19 protein-coding genes are annotated in these 26,588 nt (G+C 63.8%); 7 read left to right on the forward strand and 12 right to left on the reverse strand.

The window, feature by feature from the left end; all coding sequences use genetic code 11:
* Positions 1–2: 2 nt before the first annotated feature.
* The 4 genes from JS536_RS10805 to JS536_RS10820 all read right to left on the reverse strand — a co-directional run bounded on the left by JS536_RS10805 (position 3) and on the right by JS536_RS10820 (position 3,122).
* On the reverse strand, positions 3–680 hold the full coding sequence (locus JS536_RS10805) for an amino acid ABC transporter permease (protein WP_109056839.1): 678 nt from the start codon (positions 678–680) through the stop codon (positions 3–5).
* On the reverse strand, positions 680–1,519 hold the full coding sequence (locus JS536_RS10810) for a glutamate ABC transporter substrate-binding protein (RefSeq protein ID WP_214356929.1): 840 nt from the start codon (positions 1,517–1,519) through the stop codon (positions 680–682). Before JS536_RS10810 ends, JS536_RS10805 begins: the two co-directional genes overlap by 1 nt.
* Positions 1,520–1,633: 114 nt before the next feature.
* Positions 1,634–2,434, reverse strand: a complete 801-nt coding sequence (locus tag JS536_RS10815) for an amino acid ABC transporter ATP-binding protein (protein WP_236029157.1) — start codon at positions 2,432–2,434, stop codon at positions 1,634–1,636.
* A gap of 136 nt (positions 2,435–2,570) precedes the next feature.
* Positions 2,571–3,122 carry a YbaK/EbsC family protein gene (locus JS536_RS10820; RefSeq protein ID WP_214303865.1) on the reverse strand — a complete coding sequence of 184 codons (552 nt, stop codon included), beginning with the start codon at positions 3,120–3,122 and terminating at the stop codon, positions 2,571–2,573.
* Positions 3,123–3,618: 496 nt separating this feature from the next.
* Here JS536_RS10820 and JS536_RS12045 point away from each other — a divergent pair, with 496 nt between their 5' ends.
* The gene (locus JS536_RS12045) at positions 3,619–4,257 is read left to right on the forward strand and encodes a response regulator transcription factor (RefSeq protein ID WP_346427482.1); all 639 of its coding nucleotides are present in this window, start codon (positions 3,619–3,621) and stop codon (positions 4,255–4,257) included.
* Between the two features lie 109 nt (positions 4,258–4,366).
* Here JS536_RS12045 and JS536_RS11915 read toward each other — a convergent pair whose 3' ends face one another.
* On the reverse strand, positions 4,367–5,794 hold the full coding sequence (locus JS536_RS11915) for a hypothetical protein (protein ID WP_240544372.1): 1,428 nt from the start codon (positions 5,792–5,794) through the stop codon (positions 4,367–4,369).
* A gap of 465 nt (positions 5,795–6,259) precedes the next feature.
* On the opposite strand from JS536_RS11915, the gene JS536_RS10835 reads away from it, so the two are divergent.
* A complete protein-coding gene (locus JS536_RS10835; protein WP_214356930.1) occupies positions 6,260–6,814 on the forward strand; it encodes an ATP-binding cassette domain-containing protein in 555 nt (184 codons plus the stop codon).
* 18 nt (positions 6,815–6,832) lie between these two features.
* Positions 6,833–7,846, forward strand: coding sequence for an ABC transporter ATP-binding protein (locus JS536_RS10840; RefSeq protein WP_214356931.1), 1,014 nt, complete (start codon positions 6,833–6,835; stop codon positions 7,844–7,846).
* Between the two features lie 248 nt (positions 7,847–8,094).
* Here the strand turns inward: JS536_RS10840 and aspS are convergent, their stop codons facing one another.
* Together aspS and hisS are read right to left on the reverse strand one after the other, a co-directional pair.
* Complete coding sequence (gene aspS / locus JS536_RS10845) at positions 8,095–9,894, reverse strand: aspartate--tRNA ligase (protein ID WP_214303863.1); 1,800 nt, start codon at positions 9,892–9,894, stop codon at positions 8,095–8,097.
* Between the two features lie 33 nt (positions 9,895–9,927).
* Positions 9,928–11,328, reverse strand: a complete 1,401-nt coding sequence (gene hisS, locus JS536_RS10850) for a histidine--tRNA ligase (RefSeq protein WP_214356932.1) — start codon at positions 11,326–11,328, stop codon at positions 9,928–9,930.
* A gap of 100 nt (positions 11,329–11,428) precedes the next feature.
* On the opposite strand from hisS, the gene JS536_RS10855 reads away from it, so the two are divergent.
* Entirely contained in the window at positions 11,429–12,880 is a 1,452-nt protein-coding gene (locus JS536_RS10855) for a DUF349 domain-containing protein (RefSeq protein WP_214356933.1), read from the forward strand.
* A 289-nt stretch (positions 12,881–13,169) separates the two neighbouring features.
* Here JS536_RS10855 and JS536_RS10860 read toward each other — a convergent pair whose 3' ends face one another.
* The 4 genes from JS536_RS10860 to JS536_RS10875 form a co-directional block, all read right to left on the reverse strand.
* On the reverse strand, positions 13,170–15,020 hold the full coding sequence (locus JS536_RS10860) for a 5'-nucleotidase C-terminal domain-containing protein (protein ID WP_214356934.1): 1,851 nt from the start codon (positions 15,018–15,020) through the stop codon (positions 13,170–13,172).
* A 117-nt stretch (positions 15,021–15,137) separates the two neighbouring features.
* Complete coding sequence (locus tag JS536_RS10865; protein ID WP_214356935.1) at positions 15,138–15,893, reverse strand: creatininase; 756 nt, start codon at positions 15,891–15,893, stop codon at positions 15,138–15,140.
* A gap of 141 nt (positions 15,894–16,034) precedes the next feature.
* Positions 16,035–17,408, reverse strand: coding sequence for an MFS transporter (locus tag JS536_RS10870; RefSeq protein WP_276310848.1), 1,374 nt, complete (start codon positions 17,406–17,408; stop codon positions 16,035–16,037).
* A gap of 253 nt (positions 17,409–17,661) precedes the next feature.
* Positions 17,662–19,158 carry a PucR family transcriptional regulator gene (locus tag JS536_RS10875; protein WP_214356936.1) on the reverse strand — a complete coding sequence of 499 codons (1,497 nt, stop codon included), beginning with the start codon at positions 19,156–19,158 and terminating at the stop codon, positions 17,662–17,664.
* A gap of 154 nt (positions 19,159–19,312) precedes the next feature.
* Between JS536_RS10875 and JS536_RS10880 the strand changes: the two genes are divergently transcribed.
* Together JS536_RS10880 and JS536_RS10885 are read left to right on the forward strand one after the other, a co-directional pair.
* Positions 19,313–20,635, forward strand: a complete 1,323-nt coding sequence (locus JS536_RS10880; RefSeq protein ID WP_214356937.1) for an amidohydrolase family protein — start codon at positions 19,313–19,315, stop codon at positions 20,633–20,635.
* Between the two features lie 286 nt (positions 20,636–20,921).
* The gene (locus tag JS536_RS10885; RefSeq protein WP_214356938.1) at positions 20,922–22,610 is read left to right on the forward strand and encodes an acetolactate synthase large subunit; all 1,689 of its coding nucleotides are present in this window, start codon (positions 20,922–20,924) and stop codon (positions 22,608–22,610) included.
* A 202-nt stretch (positions 22,611–22,812) separates the two neighbouring features.
* Here JS536_RS10885 and JS536_RS10890 read toward each other — a convergent pair whose 3' ends face one another.
* Positions 22,813–25,431, reverse strand: coding sequence for an ATP-dependent Clp protease ATP-binding subunit (locus JS536_RS10890; RefSeq protein WP_240544373.1), 2,619 nt, complete (start codon positions 25,429–25,431; stop codon positions 22,813–22,815).
* A gap of 154 nt (positions 25,432–25,585) precedes the next feature.
* Between JS536_RS10890 and JS536_RS10895 the strand changes: the two genes are divergently transcribed.
* Complete coding sequence (locus JS536_RS10895; protein WP_214303859.1) at positions 25,586–26,551, forward strand: universal stress protein; 966 nt, start codon at positions 25,586–25,588, stop codon at positions 26,549–26,551.
* Positions 26,552–26,588 lie beyond the last annotated feature (37 nt).

The following is a 26,588-nucleotide window of genomic DNA, read 5'->3' on the forward strand; positions in this document are numbered from 1 at the left end:
CGTCACCTCCTCACGGCGAGCTTGTTGGACAGGTACGTGGTGAGCATGCCGATCGGGATGATCAGAATCACGTAGCCGAACGCGAAGATCAGGAAGATCTGGATGATCACGTCGGGGCGGAATTCGATCATCTCGCTCATCAGCGAGGACGTCTCGGTGGAGACGGACGCCGCGGCGGCCACGGTGGAGTTCTTGAGCAACGCGATCAGCGTGTTGCCGAGCGGGGCCACCGAGCCGCGGAAGGCCTGCGGCAGGATGATCTCGGTGGCGGACTGCATGAAGCCCAGGCCCAGCGCACGTGCGGCCTCGGCCTGGCCGAGCGGCACGGTGTTGATGCCGCTTCGCAGCGACTCGCACACGAACGCCGCGGTATACAGGCTCAGGCCCGTCACGGCGAGCCAGAAGAAGTTCGTGGCGAAGGTGTCGGAGAAGGTAAGCTTGAGCTGCGCGTAGGCGCCCAGCACCATGAACACCATGATGATGGTCAGCGGCAGGTTCTTGAACAGCTCCACATAGGCGCCGGCCACCGCGCGCAGCGAGGAGATCGGCGAGATGCGCATGACCACGAGGATCACGCCGAGGATCAGCGAGAACAGCGCGCTCCACAGGGTCAGCTCGATGTTGACCAGGAAGGCGCCCAGCACGTCGTACTGGCTGAAGAGTTCCATGAATCCGTTCATCAGGCGTCCTCCCCCTCGTCCGGCGTGGGCGGGTTGTAGCGCACGTCGGGCGTGTAGTCGGTGCCTTCGGTGTTGTCGGCCACGGCCTTCTTCCAGGAACCGTCCTGGATCATGTCCGTGATGGCGTTGTTGATCTTGACGGCAAGCTTGGTGTCGCCCTTCTTGATGCCCACCCCGTAGTATTCCTGTGTGAACGGCTTGCCCACCACGCGCAGCTTGCCGCGCGAGGCGGAGGCCAGGCCGGCCAAGATGATGTCGTCGGTGGTCACGGCGTCCACGATGCCGGAGAACAGGGCGGTCGCGCATTCGGCGTAGCCGGGCTGTTCCATGAGCTGCACCTCGGAGGCGAACTTCTCCTTGACGGTGGCGGCGGAGGTCGAGCCGGTCACGGAGCACAGGCGCTTGCCGTTGAGGTCCTCGGGGCCGTTGATGGACTGGTCGTCCTTGCGCACGAGCAGGTCCTGACCGGCCACGAAGTACGGGCCGGCGAAGGAGACGGCCTTCTTGCGCTCGTCGGTGATGGAGTAGGTGGCGAGGATCATGTCCACGTCGCCGTTCTGGAGCATGGCCTCACGCTGCTTGGACGGGGCCTCCTTCCAGATGATCTCGTCCTCGGAGTAGCCGAGTTTCTTGGCGATGTACTTGGCCACGTCCACATCGAAGCCCACGTAGGTGCCGGACTTCTTGAAGCCGAGGCCCGGCTGGTCGAATTTGATGCCGATGCGGATCTTGCCCGCCTCGTCCTGGCCGCACGCCGCAAGCGACATGGTGCAGGCCACGGCGGCCAGCGCGGCGACCACCCGCGCTGCCGTCCGTTTCATGGTGTTGGTGAAAGTCATATTCGTACTTCTGCTTCCCTTGCTTCCTCTGTATCCGCCCGTTGCCGCCATGTGATTCGGCCTTTCGCGCCCTTCCGCGCGGCGGAGTCGGCGGGCGACGGGTCATCAGTGGGTTCAGTGGGTGAGGATCTTCGAGAGGAAGTCCTTGGCGCGCTCGGTCTGCGGGTGCTCGAAGAACTCGTCCGGCGTGTTCTCCTCCAGGATCTGGCCGTCGGCCATGAACACGATGCGGTCGGCGGCCTTGCGGGCGAAGCCCATCTCATGGGTGATGCAGATCATGGTCATGCCCTCATGCGCGAGCTCGACCATGACGTCCAGCACCTCGTTGACCATTTCCGGGTCGAGTGCGGAGGTGGGCTCGTCGAAGAGCATGACCTTCGGCTTCATCGCGAGCGCGCGGGCGATGGCCACACGCTGCTGCTGGCCGCCAGAAAGCTGGGATGGCATCTTGTTCGCCTGCGTGGCCACGCCGACGCGGTCGAGCAGGTCCATGGCGAGCCGTTCGGCTTCCTTCTTGTCCATGTGGCGCACCTTGATGGGGGCGAGCGTCACGTTCTCGAGGATGGTCTTGTTGGCGAAGAGGTTGAAGGACTGGAACACCATGCCCACTTCGGCGCGCAGGCTGGCCAGCTCCTTGCCCTCCTGGGGCAGGGGCTTGCCGTCGATGCGGATGTCGCCGGAATCGATGGTCTCCAGACGGTTGATGGTGCGGCACATCGTGGATTTGCCGGAGCCGGAGGGGCCCACCACCACGAGCACCTCGCCCTTGGTGACCTTGAGGTTGATGTCCTTGAGGACGTGCAGATCGCCGAAGTGCTTCTCGACGTGGGTGAGCTCGACGAGCGGTCGGCCCTCGGATTCATTGCCCGGCACCAGCGGTGTCACAGGGCGCTTTTCTTCTTGTTTCTCTGACATAAGCGGTCAGTATAACGGCATTGTGTTACCGGAATCACACTACCCGGACATGGAATGTTCACCATGCGAGACGGATACCGAGACACGCGGAGAAGCGGGCCATCTCCCCCGTTGGCGAGCCACGCAGCGGGACCGTTCAGGCGCGCGGCTTACCGAGGGCGGAGACGAACCGCACACCGGGGATGTCGGCGAAGATGGAACCATCCACCACCAGTTTGGACGGACGGATGCCGGAGCCCAGATACAGCTTCGGAATCGAGAGGATGTGCTGGTCCACGAGCAGCGGCCAGCCGTCCGGCAGACCGATCGGAGACATGCCGCCGGACTCCATGCCGGTGGCCTCCACCGCCGCGTCGATCGGCGCGAAACTCACCTTGGACACCTCCAGCGTGTGCTTGACCACGCCGTTCAGGTCGGCCCGCGTGTCCGCGGTGACGAACGCCGCGGCGAATTCGGGCGGCGCCTTGCGGGTCTTGTGCGTGTGGACCACCACCACGTTGCCGGTGATCTCGAACGGGATGCCGTACTTCGGGCACCACAGGTCCGTGTCCGATTCCTCGTCCGTGTTGATGGTCACTCCCAGGATCTTGGACTCCGGCACGCCGGCGGCCACCAGCGCGTTGAGCTTGTCGAACACCGGTTTGGCCAGCAGATCCCCGTCATGCCAGTCCAGAATCTCCAACGTCATCGCATCCCCCTGTTTGTTTTGTGCTGCGCTCTCGCGTTGTGCGTTGTACGGCGTACGGCGGCGCGTCCCTTCTCGGATTTCCTCGCACGCATCGCCGTCGAGGACGACTGCGAGATGACGCCACGGTTTCCACGTCGTTCCCGATACACGGGAACCTCGCCTGTGATAGCAATATAACGGCGACGCGGGCGGGCAACACCGTTCCTCTTATACGTATTGCTTATGGCGGTTTATTACGTGCATGCGTGTGACATGCACGGCATGCCCGTATGTGCCCACGGCCATCCCACCGCCCACCACCATTCCGACACCCATGGTGTAGGGAATCCCCCATGATGTAGGGATGCGTTTTCGCGAAACCGCGGAAACAAGCCATTCCTCATCACTGCATCATGTGGATTTCCCTACACCATGTGGATTTCCCTACACCATGGAAACTGATCTCGCCGTCAGAGCTTGATTTGCGGCCGGTACGCAGGCGAAGCATGATGGAACCGTGACGACGATTGGGATTGTGGACAACGACCGGTTCGCGCTGACCATGCTGGCTCAGACAGTGGGGCGTGTGATGGCCGGAATGAGGGTGCTCTGGGCCGTGGAATCCGGCGCGCAGGCGTTGCACCACTGTCTCTATGAGGGCGGTCAGGCGGTGCCAGACGTGCTGTTGTTGGACATGTCCCTGACCGATATCCCCGGGCCGGACGTGTGCCGCCGCATCCGCGAGGCGCAGGACCGGCCCGCCATACTGTGCATCACCTCATACTCGCTGGACCACTACCGTCGGCCGGCCATCGATGCCGGAGCACAGGGACTCATCGCCAAAAGCGTGACGCCGCGCGAACTGGCCGAGGCCATCGTCACGGTCGCACAGGGAGACGTGATTGGCGACGGATTCATGACCGTCGCGGATGCTCGGGCGGCATTGGCTTCGGTGCGGCAGCCGGACGCTGGCCTTTCGGACCGCGAACGGGAGGTGCTGCGGCTGTACTCCGAAAATTTCAGCACCGAGGAGATCGCGACCAAGCTCGGCATCAAGGCCTCCACGGTCTTCGTGGTCATGAAGCATGCGAAAACGAAACTCGGCGCAAGCACCCGGTCGGAGGCGATCCGCGAGTTCCTTGCGCATCAGGTGTGACTCGCAGCAGGACCATCCGCGTTGGCGCCGGTGGACCCGGCCGAAAGATGGTCAACCGGAGCCTCATCGGCCCGGTTCGCAAAGGAGCATCCGTACATACGGCGGCATATCACGCTTTCACGGGGAGACGCGCGGTCATGGACCATTGATTGGTCGAATCGCTGCCGATGCGAATGTCAACGCCCATATTGCGGTATCGGGTTAATCCCGTGCCGAGTCCCAATTCTGAGCCGCTGTTGTCTGTTCCGCGGTTCGGCAGCGGCGTATCGACGGCCGTGACCACGATATCGTCGCCGTCGGCCGCGATGGACACCACATATCCGTGCGCCGGGTCGCCGTGTTTGGCGATGTTCGCGTATATCTCGCCGAGCAGGCCTGTCAGGAGCCCGGCGCGGGAGGCCGATAGCTGCGGGAAGGCGTCCGGCATCGTCGTCTGACCGTCGAATCCCAACGCCCGCAAACGTTCCTCCTGCGAGTCGATGCGATCGATGGTGGTGCCAACGGAGTCGATCTGCGGCGAGATGCGGGGAACTGTTCCGTAATCGACGGCACGCGCACGGCCGGCCGACGTATCGATCGCGGTTTCGGAAGCCCGGTCAAGCGCATTGATGACCTGATGGGTATCGGCAAGTGCCGTTTCGATGATGCCGCGCAACTCATGGAGTTCGCCCGGCCCCATGGGTGAATGTCGTTCTTCGGCCACGTCCGCATACTGGTTCCGATAAGTCGTGCCTCTGCGGCGACTTTCCCGCTTGGCGGCGTCTGTGCAAAGAACCGAATCATAACGCACCGCCTCCGCCTGGGCGATATCACGGTCGATGCGCATGATGGCGTACGCCAGATCGTTGGAAATCCGGTCGTGTAGGGCGCGGGCGATGGCGTCGCGTTCGGTTTGACGGCGCTTCTGCTCGGACTGCCGGGCACGGTCCGCCTGCCAACGTGAGACCACACCGATCACCACGGCGAACATGCAGTAGGCGAACGAGACGACCACCGAATCGGACGGACCAAGACCGAACAGCACCTTTTGGTCGATGAGCAGGGCGGAGATGCCGAGCACGGCCGCAAGTACCGCCATCGCGCGGCCGTCGCGCCAGATGATGGTCACCGCCAGCACCATCGCCAGCGAATACGAATACGACATCGGAAACGGCGAGACCAGACCCACGCAGTACAGCGTGACCGCGAGCCATGCGCCTGATTCCGGCATGAGCGGCAGCAACACCAGCGATACCAGCGCCGAGCAGGGAATCAGCAGATAGGACAGCACATGCCCGCTTTGCCAGCGCAGCAGCGTTTCCGCCACCACGCAGCATGCAATCAGTGTGCAGCAAATGGCGAGGCGCTTGCGATTCAGGACGACATATGCGGCTGCACGCCCTGAATCGTGCTCTTCCCGTCCGTGCGTTTTCATGCCTTCATTGTCGCACCGTGACCGGATGGAGCATCCGACGTGGGGAACGGCCCATGCTGTGGTGATTATCCCATGATGTAGGGATGCATTTTCGCAAAACCGCGGAAACAAGCCGTTTTTCATCACTACAGCATGTGAAATTCCCTACACTATGGGCTATTCCCTACAGCATGGGCCATTATTGGCTTTTGTGGATCCGTGCTGTCTGCTGCCAGCCGGTCAGTATGCGGAGATATAGTGGCCGGGCATTGTTGGAGGTCTTCCCATATGCCAAGAAGACCGGCGAAAGGAATCGATTAGCGTTGCGTCTGTGAAGGATGACGGTATTGCAGCGGAACCCGCGCGCTGAAGCGTGCCGCCGCGTGTCATCCATATCATAGGCGTTCGTCCCACCGGACTTCGTCGCAGTCATCATTGGTTCCATACCGTCATCGCATCATCATCGTTTGTGGCCGGCACGCCGAAAACGTCTCGTTGTTTTGTCAGTGATCCGCGTGTGCTTTCTGCCTGATTCCCGGCAGGATGCGCATTCCATGCGGATGTCGACGCAACGGGGCCCGAGGAAAGGCATGACCTATGCAACCGACAATGCTCACGATGAATGGCATCACCTTCACCTATCCCGATGCTCCGGAACCGTTGTTCGAACGGGTCGACGCGGCGTTTCCCATCGGCTGGACCGCCGTGCTGGGCGATAACGGCATCGGCAAATCCACGTTGATGGCGATCGCGCGCGGCAGGCTGCGGCCCGATGCGGGAACCGTCACGCCGGATTCTCGGGGGATGATCGTCGGATACTGCCCGCAGGATACGGCCGTCGCGCCGGAAAACCTTGAGGAGTTCGCCGCCGACTGGTCGCCCGAGTCGATCGCCATACGCGACGACCTGGCAGTCGCGGACGATTGGCCGTACCGATATGCGAATCTTTCCGGTGGGGAACGGAAACGATTGCAAATCGCCTGTGCGCTCGCGTTGCACCCTGACGTGCTGATACTCGACGAACCGACCAATCATGTCGATGCCGAGACCCGCGAACGCATCGTCTCCGCTATGCGCGGATATCGCGATATAGGCATCGTGGTGTCGCACGATGTGGAGCTGATTGATGCGACATGTGCTCGTTGCGTCATGTTCGAACGGTGACATGTGGGGGCGCGCAACATGACGGTGGTGACCACGCTTCGCGGCGGATATTCCGAAGCCTCCCGGCAGATGGAGCTGCGGAACGGTGCGGACGTGGCGCGTGCGGATGAAGCACGGCGGGAAGTCGCCCGGTTGGCGGCCGTGAAGGCGCAACGGTTCGCGAAGGTGCAACAGGTGGAATCGGACAAACAGCACGGCGAACGTGTCGAACGTAAGGATCATGACGCCCGCAATCGCCGGCAATTGGCCAAAATGACCGGACTTGACCGTGGCGTGACGCGCGCCTACAGCCAGCTTGACGGACGTCTTGCCGCCGCGAAACGGGCTGCGGATTCGGCTTCGGTGCCGGCCAAACGATATGAGGGCGTGCTCTGGATGGATATCGAACCGGCTCGGTGCCGCGAGCTCATCCGCCTCGGGCCGGGCGTGATTCGGTTCGGTGAAGCGTCCGTATCCGTGTCGAGCGGCGATGGCGAATCGGCGGACTCGCTATGCCGGGCGGCTCGTTCGGGTGATCGCATCCGCTTATCGCCGTCTGAGGGCGGCGGTGCGGCGGCGGGACTCATGATCCCGGCGATTTCGATTGGGCCACGCGACCATATTGCCGTGACCGGGCCGAATGGTGCGGGCAAGTCGTCGCTCATGGGTGCGATGCTCGCGCACGCCGCCGACGTGCCATGCCTGGTCATCGCGCAGAACACCACGAACGAGGACCGGGTGAATACCATGGAGCGGCTGCTCGCGTTGCCGGCCGAGACCAGGACACAGGTGCTGGGTGCGTACGCACGGCTTGATGCGGATCCGGACCGATTGCTGGCCACGGGGCGGCCGTCGCCCGGGGAGCTGCGCAAGCTGCTGTTATGTCTGGCGTTGCCGGCCAAGCCGCAGCTCATGGTGTTGGACGAGCCGACCAATCATCTTGATCTGACCTCCAAGAGGACGTTGGCGCGGTTGCTGGCCGAGTATCCGGGCGCGCTGATCGTCGTATCCCATGACGAATGGTTCCTGGGACTCGCGGGTTTCGGACGGTAGCCGGGCTCGACGACCGACCCATGGTGTAGAGAAATTCGCATGGTGTAGGGATGTGTTCTCGCAAAACCGCGGAAACAAGCCGTTTTGCATCACTACACCATGTGAAATTCCCTACACCATGCGTCTTTCCCTACATCATGTACGCAATGGACACCGGCACACGACATACGGATGCGCATACGATGATGGGCCCCGCACAGCCGTAGCCGTACGGGGCCCATCATTCACGCATTCAGTCGGCGCGGAAATCAGTCTTCGTCGGAATCCGGGTCGTAGTCGACACCGGTCTCGGCGCGCTGCTCGTCCGTGATCGGAGCCGGGGCGCCGGTCAGCGGGTCACGGCCGCCACCGGCCTTCGGGAAGGCGATGACGTCGCGGATGGTGTCGGCACCGGCGAGGATGGACACGGTACGATCCCAACCGAGGGCGATGCCCGCGTGCGGCGGGGCGCCGTACTTGAAGGCCTCGAGCAGGAAGCCGAACTTCTCCTGGGCTTCCTCCGGGGAGATGCCGAGGACGTTGAGCACGCGATCCTGGATGTCGTCGCGGTGGATACGGACGGAACCGCCGCCCATCTCCTCACCGTTGCAGACGATGTCGTAGGAATCGGACATGGCGTGCTCCGGATCCTGGTCGAACTTGTCGATCCAGTCCTTGGACGGCATGGTGAAGGGGTGGTGCATGGAGGTCCACTTGGAGTGGCCCACGGCCACATCGTCGTCGTCCGGATCGTCGGTGGGCTTGAACAGCGGGAAGTCCACGACCCAGGTGAAGGCGAACTTCTTCGGGTCGAGCAGGCCCTCGCGGCGGGCGAGCTCCACGCGCACGGCACCCAGCAGGAGCTGGGAGGACTCGCGGGAACCGGCGGCGAAGAACACGGCGTCGCCCGGCTCGGCACCCACGGCCTCGCGCAGGCCGTTGCGCTCCTCGTCGGACAGGTTCTTGGCCACGGGGCCCTTGAGCTCGCCGTCCTCGGCGAAGACCACGTAGGCGAGGCCCTTGGCGCCGCGCTGCTTGGCCCACTCCTGCCAGGCGTCGAACTGACGGCGAGGCGTGGCGGCGCCACCCTTGAACACCACGGCACCCACGTACGGGGCCTGGAACACACGGAACGGCGTGTTCTTGAAGTACTCGGTGAGCTCGACCAGCGGGTTGCCGAAGCGCAGATCCGGCTTGTCGGAGCCGTACTTGTCCATGGCCTCCTGCCAGGTGATGCGCGGCAGCGGCAGCTGGACCTCGTAGCCGGCGGTCTTCCAGATGGCGGCGATGACCTTCTCGGCCATGGCCATCACGTCCTCCTGGTCCACGAAGCTCATCTCCATGTCGAGCTGGGTGAACTCGGGCTGACGGTCGGCGCGGAAGTCCTCGTCACGGTAGCAGCGGGCGAGCTGGTAGTAGCGCTCGACGCCGGAGACCATGAGCAGCTGCTTGAGGAGCTGCGGGGACTGCGGCAGGGCGTACCAGGAGCCCGGCACCAGACGGGCCGGCACCAGGAAGTCGCGGGCGCCTTCCGGCGTGGACTTGATGAACGTCGGGGTCTCCACCTCGGTGAAGTCCATCTCCTCGAGCGCGTGGCGGGCGGCCTTGGCCATGTCGGAGCGCAGCTTGAGGTTGTGCTGCATGGACGGACGGCGCAGGTCGAGGTAACGGTACTTGAGACGCACGTCCTCGCCGGGCAGCTTGTTCTCGGACTCGTTCTCGAGGGCGGTGGACACCTGGAACGGCAGGGCGTCGGACTTGGCCAGGATCTCGATGGTCTCGGCCACGACCTCGATCTTGCCGGTGGCAAGGTGGGTGTTCTCGTTGCCGTCCGGGCGCAGGCGCACCTCGCCGGTCACCTGGATGACGAACTCGGAGCGCAGCGGGCGGGCCATGTCCTCGTCGTAGATGACGACCTGCACCAGACCGGTGTTGTCGCGCAGATCGATGAAGGCCACGCCACCGTGGTCGCGGCGGCGGTCGACCCAACCGGCGAGGGTGACCTTCTGGCCGACCAGGGCCTCGGTCACGTCAGTGGCATGATGTGTTCTGTAAGCCGTCTGGCTCATTGTCTTGTTTCTCCTCGATTTGACTCGAATACGTCAGATTTCGACGGTTTGCTGGGCAACCACAGTATCCGGCTCCCACGACGTGCAATCGGCGGGCACCTGCTCGCCGGTGACGATGTTCTTGACCTCGTCGCCGGCGGCCTGCTCGCCTTCGGCACCGTCCGCGGTGGAGGCCGGGAACCATACATAAGGAATGCCGAGCTTGTCCGCGTACTTGATCTGCTTGCCGAGCTTGGCGGCGGTGGGGGCCACGTCGGTGGCGATGCCGCGGGCGCGCAGCTGGGCGGCGATGCGGTTGGCGGCCGGACGGTCGTCCTCATTCCACACGGCCACGAGCACGGCGGCCGGCGAGACGCGGCTGGCGTGCGCGCCGGCGGTGTGCAGCATGTACGAGACCAGTCGGCTCAGACCGATGGACAGACCCACGCCCGGGTACTTGCGGTTGCCCTGGGAAGCGAGGTTGTCGTAGCGGCCGCCGGAGCAGATGGAGCCGAGCGATGCCGCGCCGTCGAGGAAGGTCTCGTAGACGGAACCGGTGTAGTAGTCGAGTCCACGGGCGATCTTGAGGTCGGCGATCACGGAGCCGGGGCGGATGGCGGCGGCCTCGTCCACGATCATGGCGAGGGTGTCGAGACCCTGGCGGGCCAGCGTGTAAGCCTCGGAATCCTGGGCGATGCCGTGCGCGGCGCACAGTTCGTCGAACTTGGAGGCCAGCTCGGCGCCGTCGGCTGCGGTCAGACCGGCCAGTTCGAGGCAGGCACGGGCCTGGTCCTCGGTGGCGCCGCAGGATTCGACCAGCAGCTTGGCCACCTCGTCGGCGCCGATCTTGTCCAGCTTGTCGATCTCGCGCAGCACGCCCTCGATGTCCGTCAGGCCCAGTCCGCGGTAGAAGCCCTCGGACAGCTTGCGGTTGTTGGCGTGCACGGTGGCCTTGGGCAGGCCGAACGCGCGCAGCTCCTCCAGCGCGGAGACCATGACCAGCGGCAGCTCCACCTCGTAGTGGTCGGGCAGGTCGCCGGCGCCGATCACGTCGATGTCCGCCTGGACGAACTCGCGGAAACGGCCCTCCTGCGGACGCTCGCCGCGCCAGACCTTCTGGATCTGCCAACGCTTGAACGGGAAGACGAGGTCTCCCGAATGCTCCACCACATACCGGCTCAGCGGCACGGTCAGATCGAAGTGGAGGCCCAGTCGGTCCTCGATCGGCGTGTCCGATTCGTGACCGACCTCCTGCAGACGGCTCAGCAGGTAGATCTCCTTGCTGGTCTCGCCCTTTTTCAGCAGGGAAGCGCCGGTTTCCACCGCTCGCGTCTCGATGCCGATGAAGCCGTTGAGCTCGAAAACCTTACGAAGCGTGTCGATGACACGCTGCTCCACAACACGTTCGGAGGGGAGCCACTCCGGAAATCCTGATATTGATGCACCTTTAGCCACGAAATCAATATAATAAGTGAGGGCTGCGTCAAAGCCTCCCGTTCATCCGGGATGCGAGGCGACCCACCCACTTGATCTACCGCTTGTTAAGGAGCTGGCCATGGCCGACGAAACTGTCACCGAAACCGAACACACCATCGCACCCGAGGAGCAGGCAGCGACGCCCGCAGCACCCGCGGCGACCCCGGCAAAGCCGACCCCGGTTTCCGTGCCGAAGCCGCATGCACCCTCCCCCGCCGCATTCGCCAAGAAGACCCCGGCCGCCAAGCGCCACAACGCCGGCCCGGCCGCCGCCACCGTCGCCTACTCCGAAGAGGATGTCAAGGCCGCCGAGTCCTTCGGCCGCGTGGACGACAACGGCACCGTCTTCGTCAAGGAAGGCGAGGCCGAGCGCGAGGTCGGCCAGTTCCCGGACGTCTCCAAGGAGGAGGCCCTGGCGCTGTACGCCCGTCGTTTCCTGGATCTCAAGGCCAAGCTCGACCTGCTGGCCGGCCGCCTGACCTCTCCGAACGTCAAGGCCCGCGAGATCGATGATTCCCTGAAGCTGCTGGGCGAGGAGACCACAGAGCCGGCCGTCGTGGGCGACATTGCCGCACTCAAGGCCCAGTATGAGGCGCTGAAGGCCGCCGGCGAGGCCAAGAAGGCCGAGATCGCAGAGGCCCGCAAGGCCGCCGTGGCCAAGGCCGTGGCCGAGCGCACCGCGATCGTCGAGAAGGCCGAGGCACTGGCCGCTTCCCTGGGCGACAACACCAACTGGCGTTCCACCGCGGACAAGTTCCGTAACCTGTTCGAGGAGTGGCAGAACCACCAGCGCACCACCGTGCGCATCGACAAGCCGGAGGCCGAGGCCCTGTGGAAGCGCTTCTCCGCCGCCCGCACCACCTTCAACCAGGCCCGCCGCAAGTGGGCCCAGGCGCGCGACAACGAGCGCAACCACGCCAAGGAGGTCAAGGAGGCGATCATCGCCGAGGCCAACGAGCTCAAGGACTCCACCGCCTGGGGCGAGACCTCCCGCAAGTTCAACGATCTGATGGATCACTGGAAGAAGGCCGGTCGCGCCGGTCGCAACGAGGACGACGAGCTGTGGGCCAAGTTCCGTGAGGCCGCCGATACCTTCTTCAACGCCCGTCAGGCCGATCGTGACCAGATCAACGCCGATGAGAAGGAGAACCTGGCCAAGAAGGAGGAGCTGCTGGTCAAGGCCGAGGCCCTGGTGCCGGTCAAGACCGAGGCCGAGGCCAAGAAGGCCCGTCAGGAGCTCGGCAAGATCCAGGACGAGTGGGATCAGATCGGCTACGTGCCGCGTGACGACATGCGCCGCATCGAGAACCGTCTCGACGCCGTGGACAAGCAGATCAAGGCCGTCGAGGATGCCGCCTGGAAGCAGACCGACCCGGAGACCGACGCCCGTCGTTCCAGCTTCGAGGAGCAGCTCAACGCCCAGCTGACCGAGCTCAACGAGAAGATCGCCGCCGAGTCCGATCCGAAGAAGAAGGCCAAGCTCGAGGCCGAGAAGGCCACCAAGGAGCAGTGGCTGAACGCCATCAAGTAAGTTCCTGCTTTCAGGAGCTCCCACTGAGGCTTCTATGAGATAATGCCCGTCAGGATTTGATTCCTGACGGGCATTATCATTTGGCTCCCCTCCCTGAGGACAGTGCCGTGAAGCAAACAGCGGAGCTGTTTGTAGGCGATGTGCGAGACGACAGTCAAGCCAACAAGATGCGAACGAAGTTCGTCGTTGACTGCAGGACGAGCTGTCGGCAAAGCCGACTGAGGGGAGTCGTTACATGGAGATGCCTTTAGTCATTCAACTGCCCCCGAGGAGGAGCCAAGAACCAATCTCACGCCTCCGTACCGGTTTCCGGCACATGCGGCGCAAGCACGGGATGCCGCGCAAGGTATTCGGCCAACGGCTGACGGTAGGACATATCGAGCTCACCGTAGTTGGTGCCGGCACGGAAGGCCGTGTAATCGTCGCCTCCCTGCAGCAGATAGGAATTGGACGCGATGATCACCAGATCGTCATCGGCGACTGGCTTGCCGTCGATGGTGAGATCCATGATACGCACCGGAGCCCTCTCGTAGTTCTCCTCCGCTTCGGCCGCCGCCTTGCCGCGTTGCTGTCCCCGCGACGAATCGCCGTCACGGTCATCGACATCATCCGAATCGTCCTTGCCGGCCTTCGCCTTGGCATCCTCGGCCGCACACTGGTCGTCCACTCCCCCGCAGGTCACATACCGGTACGCCACGTTCGAGGAGATGCCTATCCAACGCCTCTTGACTCCGCCATCCGCCCCGCGGCGGAACTGCTGGGCAAGCACGGCCTTGACATCCCGGCCGCGCAGCGTCTCATGCGCCGCCTTGAACTGCAACGCCAACAGGCTGTCCACCTCGCGTACGGTCACACGACCGTCCCCGTCCATGTCGAGCCGGGCGGTCCTGATGCTGCCATCGTTCGCAAAACCGGCGACAGGCAATCGCAGGCCGGCATAGACGTGCCGCATCACCGACTCACGGTTGGCGTCGGCCACGAGCATGCCCACCGACCCTTCATGGCCCGGCGAGGTGCGCTTGTCGAAATTGGCACCATGGGCCAAGGTGCCGATCACCTTGCCGCCCACCTTGGCCGCATACGCGCTGGCCGACGCATACACCTGCTGCGAACGGGTGATCGCGGTGGCATCCTGTCCGCCGGCGCTCATCCACGCCGCCTGGCGAACCGGCCGCGCGTTCATACCCTCCACGTTGAGCACGCCGGGCACCGCCGTATGCTGCACGCCGTTGCCTAGGTCCACATCGGCCACACGCACCGAGGCATGAGGTCCATGGCCCTTGATGATGAGGTCCTGCACGGCCACGTCACGCCCGAAACTGCCCGCTTCGATGATCGGCGCGCCGCCCGCGGTCACGTCACGCTTGACGGCGTGCGAATGTCCCGCGTACACCACATCCACGTCACGCCCGATATCGCGGGCCGCGGAGGCGTCGGCGTGCAGCAGCGCCACCACGGCGTCCGCTTTGCCCGAACGCTTGAGCTCGCCGGCCACACGGTTGATGGCGTCCACGTCATGCTCGGCCAGGTCGGCGTCGCGCGTGATCTGCGGCGTGGCCACCGAGCCGAGCGCGTCGGTGAGCGCACCCACGAATCCCACTCGCTTGCCGTTGACCGTGCGAATCACGTAGTCCTTGACCCGGCTTAGTTTGCCGTCCGGACGTTTGTTGGCCGCCGAAACGTTGGCGCACAGCCAGTCGATGCCGTTGGCGGGCGCGGCGATGCGGCTATTGAAGTCCGCCACGGAGCGGTCGAATTCGTGGTTGCCGACCGCAGAGATCGTCAATCCCCAAGTCCTGGCCATCGCCAAGGTGGGTTTGTCCTGCTGGACCGCGGATTCGTATGGGGAGCCGCCCACCAGGTCGCCGGCCGAGACGGCCACCATGTTGCCCGGATTATGGCTGTCCGCCAAGGTGAAGGCGGCGGCCACGTCGGCCCCGCGTTCGATATGGCCATGGAAATCGGTGATGTCGGCGATGGTCACCGTGCGCGTGCTGCTGGCCGGATCCTCGCCGTCAAAGGGAACGGCTCCCGAGGCACCGATTGCGTTGGGTGCCACGAGAGCCGCAAGAATGGTCGATACGATGATGGTGAGGACGACCCCCGACCGCCTGCCGGACCACATGCGCCGGCGATTCATGCCCTTGCTCACACTTGGCAATGTAGAAGCGGCGATTGAACGGATTCCCGTGCCGGGGCGACGCTAAGACGACACTAAGGTGAACTCTTTCCTCAACCTACGTATCGCACGCACATATCACGCGAATTCGGTCTCGCAGATGCGGGCCACCTCATCCACGCAGGCATCGGCGATGAGCTTGCCGCGTACGGCGCTGGAGCCGGCCGGGTTGGCGAGTCCGCCGTGGGCGGGCACATCGCCCTGACGGACCGGGTAGCGCACGTAGGACTTGGCCTCGGCACCGGCTTCCTCGACCGCGCGGTCCATGTGCACCAGTTCCGGAGCGTAGTGCAGCATCAGCGAGGTCTCGGTCACGGCCGCATGCTCCAGGGCCCAACCGGGGAACACAAGGCCGTCGAAGACCTCATCCACCACGGATTGCGGCAGCGGATCCCACCAGTTGGTCTCCACGATGGTGGCCACTCCCCCGGTCTCGCGGGTGATGAGGTCGATAGCTTCCACGATGAACGCCTCGTTCTCGAAATGCGCATTCATTACCACGATCTTGGTGAACCCGTCCGCGATGAGTTCGGACAACACATCGTGCATCTGGTTGATGACGGTCACGCCGTTCATGTCGATGGTGCCGGGGAACAGCGGGCCGCCGCCGGAGAGCGGCTTGGACTTGTAGCCGTAGCTCAGGGTGGGCAGCACGGTGCCGTCGATCTTTTCCGCCAAATCCTCGGAAATGCGGGTGGCAAGCACCGCATCGGTGCCGATGGGCAGGTGCTGCCCGTGCTGCTCGGTGGAACCGATGGGCACGATGACGGGACGGTTCTTCGCCTCCTTGAATTCCGGCCAGGTCATATGGTCCATACGGCGGTTGCTACCCATTGCTGTACTCCTTTGGATTGCGGCGTGCGGTTATGTGATTGATTGGGAAAAATAGTCGGATTGCGTTAACGCAAATGACAGGCTCCCCCTCGTCGAGGAAGGGGAGCCGACCAGCGGGACGCGGAACGCGAGGCTCACCGATCAGATGTGGCTCAGGTCCTTGTCCGTGTTCTCGTGAGAGAGGATCATGGCCACCAGGGCGATCGCGGCCACGCCCACCATGTACCAGGCTGGGGCGATGGACGAGCCGGTCAGGGCGATCAGGCCGGTGGCGATGAAGGAGGCGGTGCCGCCGAAGATCGCGTTGGCCAGGTTGAAGCTGAAGGCGAATCCGGTGAAGCGCACGGATGTGGGGAACGTCTCGGTCAGGTAGCTGGACAGTGTGCCGTCGTTCGCGGTGAGCGTGGCGCACATGGCGAGCTCTACGATCAGCACCGGCCAGAACTGGGAGGTGTTGAGGATCAGGAAGGCGGGAACGGTGAGCACGATGAATGCCACGCAGGCACCGATGAGCACCTTCTTGCGGCCGAACATGTCGGAGATGTGGCCCATGCCGAACACCATGAACACATAGGCGACCAGGCAGATCGTCGTGATGGTGCCGGACTGGGTGGCGTCCATGCCCACGGTGTCGGACAGGTAGGTGGGCAGGTAGGTGAGCACGGTGTAGAAGCCGACCGCGTTGAGCACGCAGGCGCCGAAGCTGATGGCGAGCGCCTTGAAGTGTCCACGGAAGAGCTCCTTGAGCGGGGCGAACATGCCGCCGTCGGCCACGGCCTTGTCCTCGAGGTTCCTGTCGGTCTTGGCCTCCAGGGCGTCGTTCATGTGCTGGTAGACCGGGGAGTCGGCGAGCTTGGTGCGGATGTAGAGCACGATGAGGCCGAGCGGGCCGGCAAGCAGGAACGGCACGCGCCATGCCCAATCCACCATCGCCATCTGACCGAGGTTCGCGGTCATCATCGTGGCGAGCGTGGATCCGGCCAGCAGGCCGATGGCGGTGGACGCCGGGATCAGGGAGCAGTAGATACCGCGCTTCTTGGTGGGGGCGTACTCGCCGAGGAAGGTGGCGGCGCCGGCGTATTCGCCGGAGGCGGAGAAGCCCTGCACCATGCGCAGCAGCAGGAGCAGGATCGGCGCGCCCACGCCGATCACCGAGTAGGACGGCAGGCATCCGATGAGGAAGCTCGCGCCGGACATGAACAGGATGGAATGCGCCAGCGCGGCCTTGCGCCCCTTCTTATCGCCGTAGCTGCCCCAGAACAGGGCGCCGATCGGGCGCAGGATGAAGGACAGCGCGAAGATGCCGAAGGTCTGCAGCATGGCCACCGTGTGGTTGCCGGCCGGAAAGAAGACCAGGGCGATCGTGGTGGCGAAGTAGGAATAGGAGGCGTAATCGAACCATTCGATGAAGTTGCCGAGGAAGGAGGAGACGGCCACCTTCCCGACCATGGCCTGTTCTTCGGTTTCCGGTGTGGAGTTCATCAGTCGTGCGGAGGTAATGGTTGCCGAGCTCATGATGTCACCGCCCTTTCAAGTGGAATGTGGTTGGCGTAATCGCCGAACAGTCTTGTGAAGCTCTAGGTGATGCTGTGTCTTGGTGTTTGTGATGTTCAAGCCGTCACCGCGAAGCGGTTCCGATGTCTCGCATCGGATTGGCCTCGTCCGCTGCGTTGACCATGACTATGCCGCACAAGATTTGCCGGAACATGAACCGCGGATTACGTCACCCGGGACCATGCTGGACAGTCTGTCAGCCATGCCCGGTCCGTCATCCCTGATGTTCGGATTGCCATGCCTTGGCCAGTTTCGCGGCGAACAGCAGGGTGGACCAATCCCGACGATCGTTGTGGTCGACGCCGATCATCTGGGTCACTTTGTCCAGTCGGTTGTACAGGGTCTGCCGTCCGATGCCCAATTGCTCGCAGGCTCCGGTCTTGTTGTCGAGGTTGTCGAAGCAGGCGCACAGCGTGTCCAGCAGCATGGGCTGCGACGCCACCTCCACGCCGATGGTCTGCACGACGAGCGTTCGTATGGCGCAGTCCATATCCTCGGTGGCCACGAAACGGCTGATCGCGGCGGACATGGTGCCCGTCACCTGCCCGTATTGCGGTTCGCGGCGCATCGCGTCGTTGAGGCCGGCGAAGCCGTCCACCAAGGTGACGGTGTCCATGGCCACCTTGCCGTGCACCACGTAAATACCGCCGCCGAGACTTTCCAGTTCCCTGAAGCACCGAGCGTCGAACGCGGCCACGCCACCGGTGGAGTCCTCGGCGGACATCCAACCGGTCATCATGTCCCCGGAGAGCATGCAGGCCACCTCATGGCCGGGTTCCTCACAGAATCGCTCGATCATGTCGGAGACGGAGTCGAGGCCCTCCACCAGCGAGCGGAAGCGCAGGGCGAACGGCATGTAGATGGATGATCCGGCGAAGCCCAGGGCGGTGAGCATGGCGTGGGCGTCCTTGGCCTCGGAGAGCGAGGCGTGGATGCCGTCCGCGGGGCCCAGTGCCAGATGCCGAATCATGCCGATGCGGGCGCCGCCGTCGATGTACAGCGCGGCGACCGGTGAGACGATGGTGGCCAGCGTCCGCCGTTTGTCCTCGTCCAGCAGCATCGCGCGCTGGGATATCTCCAGGGCGCCCACCGGCCGCGATTGCCCGGACAACGCCACCACCGCGGTCGGTTCCCCCGTACGGAAGGGACCGCCCGCCTCGGCGGCGAGCAATCCGTCCGCGTCGAATACGGCTACGGACTGACCGAACAGCTCCGCCACGGTCATGGCTACGGCCTCGATGCCGTCCGCATGGGATAAACCTTCACGCAACGAGGTGGACATAGTGTCCACCTCCAGTTGGAAGCGCATCTGTTCACGGACGATGGCCGTATTGACCTCCTGGCACAGGTCCACGAACGGCACGCGCGCCTTGAGCCCGATCAGCGTGAGCCGCTGCTCGCGGGCGGCCGACAGCAGTGCGGCCGGCATCTGCCGCACGCCTTCGACCAGTTCCACCACCAACGCCGCGACGTTCGCCGAGACCAGGCTTCGCACGTATTCGTCAAGGGTTCCGGACCATCCGGCACCACGCAGGGCGTTGCCCTCGATAATGAGCATTTCGCCGCCGGACAGGAAATTCGCCACATCCTCGCGTTCGTTGGTGAACACCCACCGGACCGGTCGGTCGAGGCCCTTCCCCTCGACCTCGACCACGGGCTGCGCCAAGCGGAACCGCTCTTCGGCCAGTGCGTCGCGAATCGAAACCACCATACAATCTGTCCATTCTCCGGTAATACACCGGTTGCATCGGATACACGTCATCGCAAAGCGTGGTGCCGAGAATAACCGCAGTTGGTTACGCAAGCCCTTGACGTACGTAACCAGTCGGCAATACATCTGGACAAACTGACCCAAGGAGCCTTCGATGACCACCACACTGTTCACCAACGCACACATCGCCACCGGCAATCCGGGCAGCACCGCGGCGGACACCGCACCTTTGCAGGACATCCTGGTCGAGGACGGCGTATTCACCGCCATCGGACCGAATCTCACCGCAAAACTCGCGGCCCAGGGCAAGGACCTGAACGGGGCGGAGGTCGTGAACCTGGGCGGCAAGCTCGTTTGCCCGCCGTTCTGCGACACGCACCTGCATCTTGATTACGTGTTCACCGCCCGCAAGCCCGGTGCCGTGAACGAGACGGGAACGCTGTTCGAGGGCATCCAGCGTTGGAGCGAGACCAAGTCCGATCTGACGGTGGAGGAGGTCAAGGAGCGCGCGAAGATCGGCATCAAGAAGGAGATGCTGCATGGCGTGCAGTTCATCCGTTCGCATGCGGATGTCACGGATCCGAACCTCACCTCCCTGAAGGCCCTGTTGGAGCTCAAGGAGGAGCTGAAGGACACGGTCACCATCCAGATCGTGAGCTTCCCGCAGGAGGGCATGTACTCGTACGAGGGCCCACACGGCGAATCCGGCGCCGACCTTGTTGAGGAAGGCCTCAAGATGGGCGCGGACTGCGTGGGCGGCATCCCCCACTTCGAGCAGTGCCGGGAATTCGGTGAACGCTCGATGCACACGGTGGTGGAACTGGCCTCCAAATACGGCAAGCTCATCGACGTGCACTGCGACGAGACCGACGACCCGAACTCGCGGTACGTGGAGCTGCTCTCCGCCCTGGCGTACAAGGCGGGCATCGGCCCGAAGGTCACGGCCAGCCACACCTGCTCGCTGGGTTCGGCGGACAACGCCTACTTCTTCCACCTGACCAAGCTGCTCAAGGCCGCGCACATCAACTTCGCATGCGCCCCCACCGAGAACCTGTACCTGCAGGGCCGTCAGGACACGTTCCCCAAGCGCCGCGGCATCACCCGCGTCAAGGAGCTCACCGAGGCGGGCGTGAACGTCTCACTCGGTCAGGATTCCATGCAGGATCCGTGGTATCCGGTGGGCAACGGCAACATGATGCTGATTCTCGACTACGTCCTGCATCTGGCGCAGATGATGAGCTTCGAGGAGATCGACGACGCGCTGAAGTTCCTCACCGTCAACGGCGCCACCACGCTGGGTCTGCGCGACTCGTACGGCCTGGAGACGGGCAAGCCGGCCAACTTCATCGTACTGGACGCCTCCAGCGTGTTCGACGCCGTCTATGAGCGCTGTTCCGTGCTGCGGTCCGTGCGTGGCGGCCGCACCCTGTTCACCCGTCACGAGTCGGTGGACACCCCGCTGGACCTGCTGCGGTAGAGGCGGGCCATCGGTCCATCCAGTCAGTCGACGGCATCGACGCATCCTCGATCCGCCGGCCGGTCACCCCGAAAACCGAGACGGCAGACTGTATGTTCGCGTCTGGACGAAGCGCCCGCGAACATACAGTCTTTCCACGGGCCAAAGGAGACTGTATGTTCGCGACTCCATCGTTCAGACGCGAACATACAGTCTTTTGCCGTCCCGAGCCGGACCCCGGCCCCATCATCGGCGTCACAACATACCCACGCCGAATCGCACATCCCGCCTGTTACACTTCCCTACCGTGAATGCAGCGATTGAGAACACCAACCATATCCGTACCGTGGCCGACCTGTTCGTGGAATGCCTGGTCAACGAGGGCGTCGAGACCATGTACGGCATCCCCGGCGAGGAAAACATCCCTCTTATGGAGGCCATCGAACGCGACGGCCGCATCCGGTTCATCCTGACCCGTCACGAGCAGGGCGCCGGCTTCATGGCCGCCACCCAGGGCCACCTGACCGGCAAGCCCGGCGTGTGCCTGGCCACGCTCGGCCCGGGCGCGCTGAACCTCACTCTGCCGGTGGCTCAGGCGAACGCCAGCACCACGCCGCTGGTGGCGATCTGCGCGCAGGGCAACGTGTCCCGCCTGTACAAGGAATCGCACCAGATCATCGATCTGGTCAGCGTGTTCCGTCCGCTCACCCAGTGGACCTCGATGATCGTGGAGCCGGCAAGCGTGCCGGAGATGGTGCGCAAGGCCTTCTCCATCTCCCAGCGCAACCGTCCGGGCGCCACCTGTCTGATTCTGCCGGAGGACGTGGCCGAAATGCCGGCTCCCGCAGACGCGCATCCGCTGCCACTGCCCAATCCGATGAGCTTCGCGCCCACCGAGGACACCATCGCCCGCGCCGTGAGCATCATCCGCGGCGCCAAGCACCCGATCGTCCTTGCCGGCAACGGCGTGGCGCGCGGCCATGCCGAGAACCGCCTGCTGGCGCTGGCCGAACAGCTCAACGTGCCGGTGGCCACCACGTTCGAAGGCAAGGGCGTGATTTCGGATCGTATCCCGCTGGCCCTCGGCGTGGTGGGCTTCATGCGTCACGACTACGAGAACTTCGCGTTCGACGAAGCTGACCTCATCATTGCGGTGGGCTTCTCCATCCAGCAGTTCGATCCGAAGAAGATCAACCCGAACGACGACAAGACGATCATCCATATCAACACGTTCATCGAGGACACGGACGCGCATTACTCCACGGCCCTGAACATCATGGGCAATATCGATGCCACGCTCAGCGCGCTCATCGCCCAGCTCAAGACCGAGCGCGTGACGTTCGGCGTCTCGCACCCGAAGATCCACGAGCTGCTGCAGACCGAATACGAGTCGTACGCGAACGACGATTCGTTCCCGATGAAGCCGCAGCGCATCGTGGCGGACACGCGCCGCGCGATGGAGACGGACACGGACATCGCCCTGGTGGATACGGGCGCCCTGAAGATGTGGATGGCGCGCCTCTACCCCACCTATTATTCGAACACCTGCGTGATCGACAATTCCCTGTCCACCATGGCCTGGACGCTGCCGGGTGCGGTGGCGGCCTCGTTGGAGAACCCGGGTCGCCCGGTACTGGCGGTCATGGGCGACGGTTCGTTCATGATGAACGTGCAGGAGATCGAAACCGCCGTGCGCGTGGGTGCCCGTATGGTGATTCTGGTGTGGGTGGATGAGGCGTACGGCCTGATTAAGTGGAAGATGGACCTGCACGACGGCAGCCACGAGTACGTGGACTTCAACAACCCGGACGTGGTGGAGCTCGGCATGAGCTTCGGCGCCAAGGGCCATCTCATCGAGTCCGCCGATCAGCTCTACCCCACACTGCGCGCCGCGTTGCGCTCGGGCTCCGGCATCGACATCATCGCCTGCCCGGTCGATTACTCCGAGAACATGAAGCTCATCGAAAAACTCGGTGAGGTGGACTTCTCCGGCTGATCGATTCCTTTGGCTCCCCTCCCTGAGGGGAGCTGTCAGCGAAGCTGACTGAGGGGAGCATCAGGCTGATACCGGACATGACTTTCCTCGGTCGCTCTATGGCGTGATGGCTCCGCTCAGGAAGGAAGCCGAAACACAACGGAGAGGGCTTCGATTCCACACGGAATCGAAGCCCTCTCGTTATATCGACTGTCAGCGGACCTTACTCGGCCGACTGCTCGCCGGCTGCGCCGGTATCAGCCGCCCCGGAGTCGCCAGCGGTCGAGGCGTCGACTAGCTCGGGCTTTCCACCTTCACCAGCGTCAGCACCATCAACATCGGCACCGTCGGCGGGCTTGGCGTCCTCGAACGTCTCGCCCTTGAAGGTGAACTCGCCCAGGATGCCTTCGCCCTCGGCGTCCACCACCACGCGCTGGCCGTCGGCGAGGTCGCCCATCAGGATCTTCTCCGAGATGGCGTCCTCGATGTCGCGCTGGATCACGCGGCGCAGCGGACGGGCGCCGAGCAGCGGGTCGAAGCCCTTCTGCGCGAGCAGGTCCTTGGCGGCGTCGGTGAGTTCGAGCGACATGTGACGGTCGAACAGGCGGTCGTTGAGCTGCTTGACGTCCAGATCCACGATCTGGCGCACCTGCGGCTCGGTGAGCTGCTTGAAGACGATGATGTCGTCCAGACGGTTCAGGAACTCAGGGCGGAACTGCTGCTTGAGTTCGGCGCTCACCTGCTCCTTCATGCGCTGGTAGCTCGACTCGGTGTTGGAACCGAGGTTGAAGCCGGTGTTCGCCATCTTCGCGATGTCGCGCGTGCCCAGGTTGGTGGTCAGGATGATGATGGTGTTCTTGAAGTCCACCTTGCGGCCCTGGCCATCGGTCAGGTGGCCGTCATCCAGCACCTGCAGCAGCGTGTTGAAGATGTCCGGGTGGGCCTTCTCAATCTCGTCGAACAGCACCACGGAGAACGGCTTGCGGCGCACCTTCTCGGTGAGCTCGCCGCCCTCCTCGTAACCCACGTATCCCGGGGGCGCACCGAACAGACGCGAGGCGGCGTACTTCTCGGAGAACTCGGACATATCCACGCGGATGAGCGCGTCCTCGTCGTCGAACAGGAATTCGGCGAGCGTCTTGGCCAGCTCGGTCTTGCCCACGCCGGTGGGTCCGGCGAAGATGAACGAGCCTGCGGGACGCTTCGGATCCTTGAGGCCCACGCGCGTACGGCGGATGGAGCGGGACAGGGCGGAGACCGCCTCGTCCTGGCCGATGATGCGCTTGTGCAGCTCGGCCTCCATGTTGAGCAGCTTCTTGGATTCGGCCTGGGTGAGCTTGAACACCGGGATGCCGGTGGTGGAGCTGATCACCTCGGCGATCACGTCCTCGTCGACGACCATCTTGACGTCGGATTCGCCCTCGCGCCAGGAACTTTCCTTGGCCTTGCGGTCGGCCTCCAGCTTCTCCTGGCTGTCGCGCAGGGTGGCGGCCTTCTCGAAGTCCTGGGCCTTGATGGCCTCGTCCTTGTCGGCGGCCACCTTGGCGATCTTCTCGTCCAGCTCCTTGAGCTCGGGCGGGGCGGTCAGACGCTTGATGCGCAGGCGTGCGCCGGCCTCGTCGATCAGGTCGATGGCCTTGTCTGGCAGGTGACGGTCCTGGATGTAACGCGCCGACAGCTCGGCGGCGGACTGCAGGGCACCGTCCGTGATGGTCACGTGATGGTGGTTCTCGTAACGGGAACGCAGACCCTTCAGGATTTCGATGGTCTCGGCGATGGTCGGCTCGTGCACCTGAATCGGCTGGAAGCGGCGTTCGAGGGCCGCGTCCTTCTCAATGTACTTGCGGTACTCGTCCGTGGTGGTGGCACCGATGGTCTGAAGCTCGCCGCGGGCCAGCATCGGCTTCAACATATCGGAGGCGCCCAGCGCGCCGTCGGCCGAGCCGGCGCCCACGATGGTGTGGATCTCGTCGATGAACAGCACGATGTCGCCGCGGGTCTTGATTTCCTTGAGGACCTTCTTCAGGCGCTCCTCGAAGTCGCCACGGTAACGCGAACCGGCCACCATGGAGCCGAGGTCGAGCGAGTAGACCTGCTTGCCCTTCAGGGTTTCCGGCACGTCGCCGGCGTTGATCTTCTGAGCCAGGCCCTCCACCACGGCGGTCTTGCCCACGCCGGGTTCGCCGATCAGCACCGGGTTGTTCTTGGTGCGGCGGGAGAGCACGACCATCACGCGCTCGATCTCGTTGGTACGGCCGATGACCGGGTCGAGCTTGCCTTCGGCGGCCTCCTGCGTGAGGTTGCGGCCGAACTGGTCGAGGATGGCGGAACCGGACTTGTTCTGCTTGTCCGCCACGCCGCCGGCGTTGGCCAGGTCGCCCTTGCCGTCGGCGGAACCGGTGCCGGAATTGCCGCGGATCATATCGATGGTGGCGCTGCGCAGCTCGCCCAGATCGACGTCCATCTTGATGAGCACCTGGGTGCCCACGCCCTCGCCCTCGCGGATCAGGCCCAGCAGAATGTGCTCGGTGCCGATGTAGCTATGGCCGAGCTGCAACGCTTCGCGCAGCGAGAACTCCAGCACCTGCTTGGCGTGCGGAGTAAAGGGGATGTGCCCGTTCGGAGCCGCGTTGCCCTTGCCGATCATTTCCTCGACCTGCTTGCGGGTGGCATCCAGCGTCACGCCCTTCGAGGCGAGCGCCTTCGCGGCCACGCCCTCACCCTCGCGGATCAGGCCGAGCAGCAGGTGTTCGGTGCCGATGTAGTTGTGCTGCAGGGATCTTGCCTCTTCCTGCGCCAACACGATCACGCGCCGTGCACGGTCGGTAAACCGTTCGAACATGCTTGTCCTTCCTCAATTGACATTCCGTTTTACTCTACCGATTCACGGTGACGTTTATTCGCCTGATTCCATGAATTGCGCCGTAAGCGGGAAAGAAAACGATATGCTGGGACGTAATGATTCATCATCCAAACTGATGCCAAAGGAGGTTGTGATGACTGAATTGAACACCGAGGCCGACATCGTGGTCGGTGTGGATGGTTCGGATGAGTCCTTCGCGGCGCTGAAGTGGGCGCTGGAGGAGGCGTCGATGACCGGGCAGAGCGTCAATGCCGTGTTCGGCTGGACGCATTCGTGGGACATGGGCGCCGAGCCGGACAGCGACGAAGCGTGGGCCAAGGTCCGCCGTGAGATCGCCAACGAACTGCGCGACTGGGTGGATCATGCGGCGCAGGGCATCGATTTCGATCCCGCCAAGCTAAAGCTCACGTCCGTGAAGGCGTCCGGCACTGCCGCGCTGCTGCAGATCGGTCACGACGCGCAGCAGATCGTGGTGGGCCGTCGTTCGCTGGGCCGTGTGGCCCGTTGGTTCCTGGGGTCGCTGTCCGCTTCGCTGGCGGAGGAGGCCGAGGTGCCGGTCACCGTGGTGCGTATGGCCGGCAGCGAGGATGAGTCCGTGACCGACGCGATCGCCAATGCCCTGACGCCGGGTACCAAGCAGGTGCATTACGTGCAGTCCGGCTCGCCTGTGGAGGAATCCGGCCGACCCGTGGTGGTCGGTGTGGATGGGTCCGAGGCGTCGCGCCGTGCGTTCGATTTCGCCTTGCGCGAGGCTCAGCTTCATGACAGGCAGCTCAACGTGCTGTTCTGCTGGCAGCTTAAGGACCTGGGCGCGGTGCCCGGCTATGAGAACGCCGTGGCCCCGGTGGATGTGGGCCAACGCAGGGCCGAGGAGATGCTGGCCGAGTTGATGGCGAAGGTCACGGTGCCCGACGATGTCACGGTGACGGCCAACGCCTTCCATATCCCCGCATCCAAAGGACTCATCGCGGCCTCCCGGTACGCCAGCCACCTCATCGTCGGCTCGCGCGGCCTGTCCGGCATCGACGCCCACTTCCTGGGCTCGGTCTCCCGCCAGATCGTCAACTTCGCCGAATGCACCGTCACCGTGGTGCACTAGGCGTAAGTGGCAGATAAATAGCAGCAGATACATTATT

This window comes from Bifidobacterium sp. SO4 (assembly GCF_018555355.1).
Classification (GTDB): Bacteria; Actinomycetota; Actinomycetes; order Actinomycetales; family Bifidobacteriaceae; genus Bifidobacterium; species Bifidobacterium miconisargentati.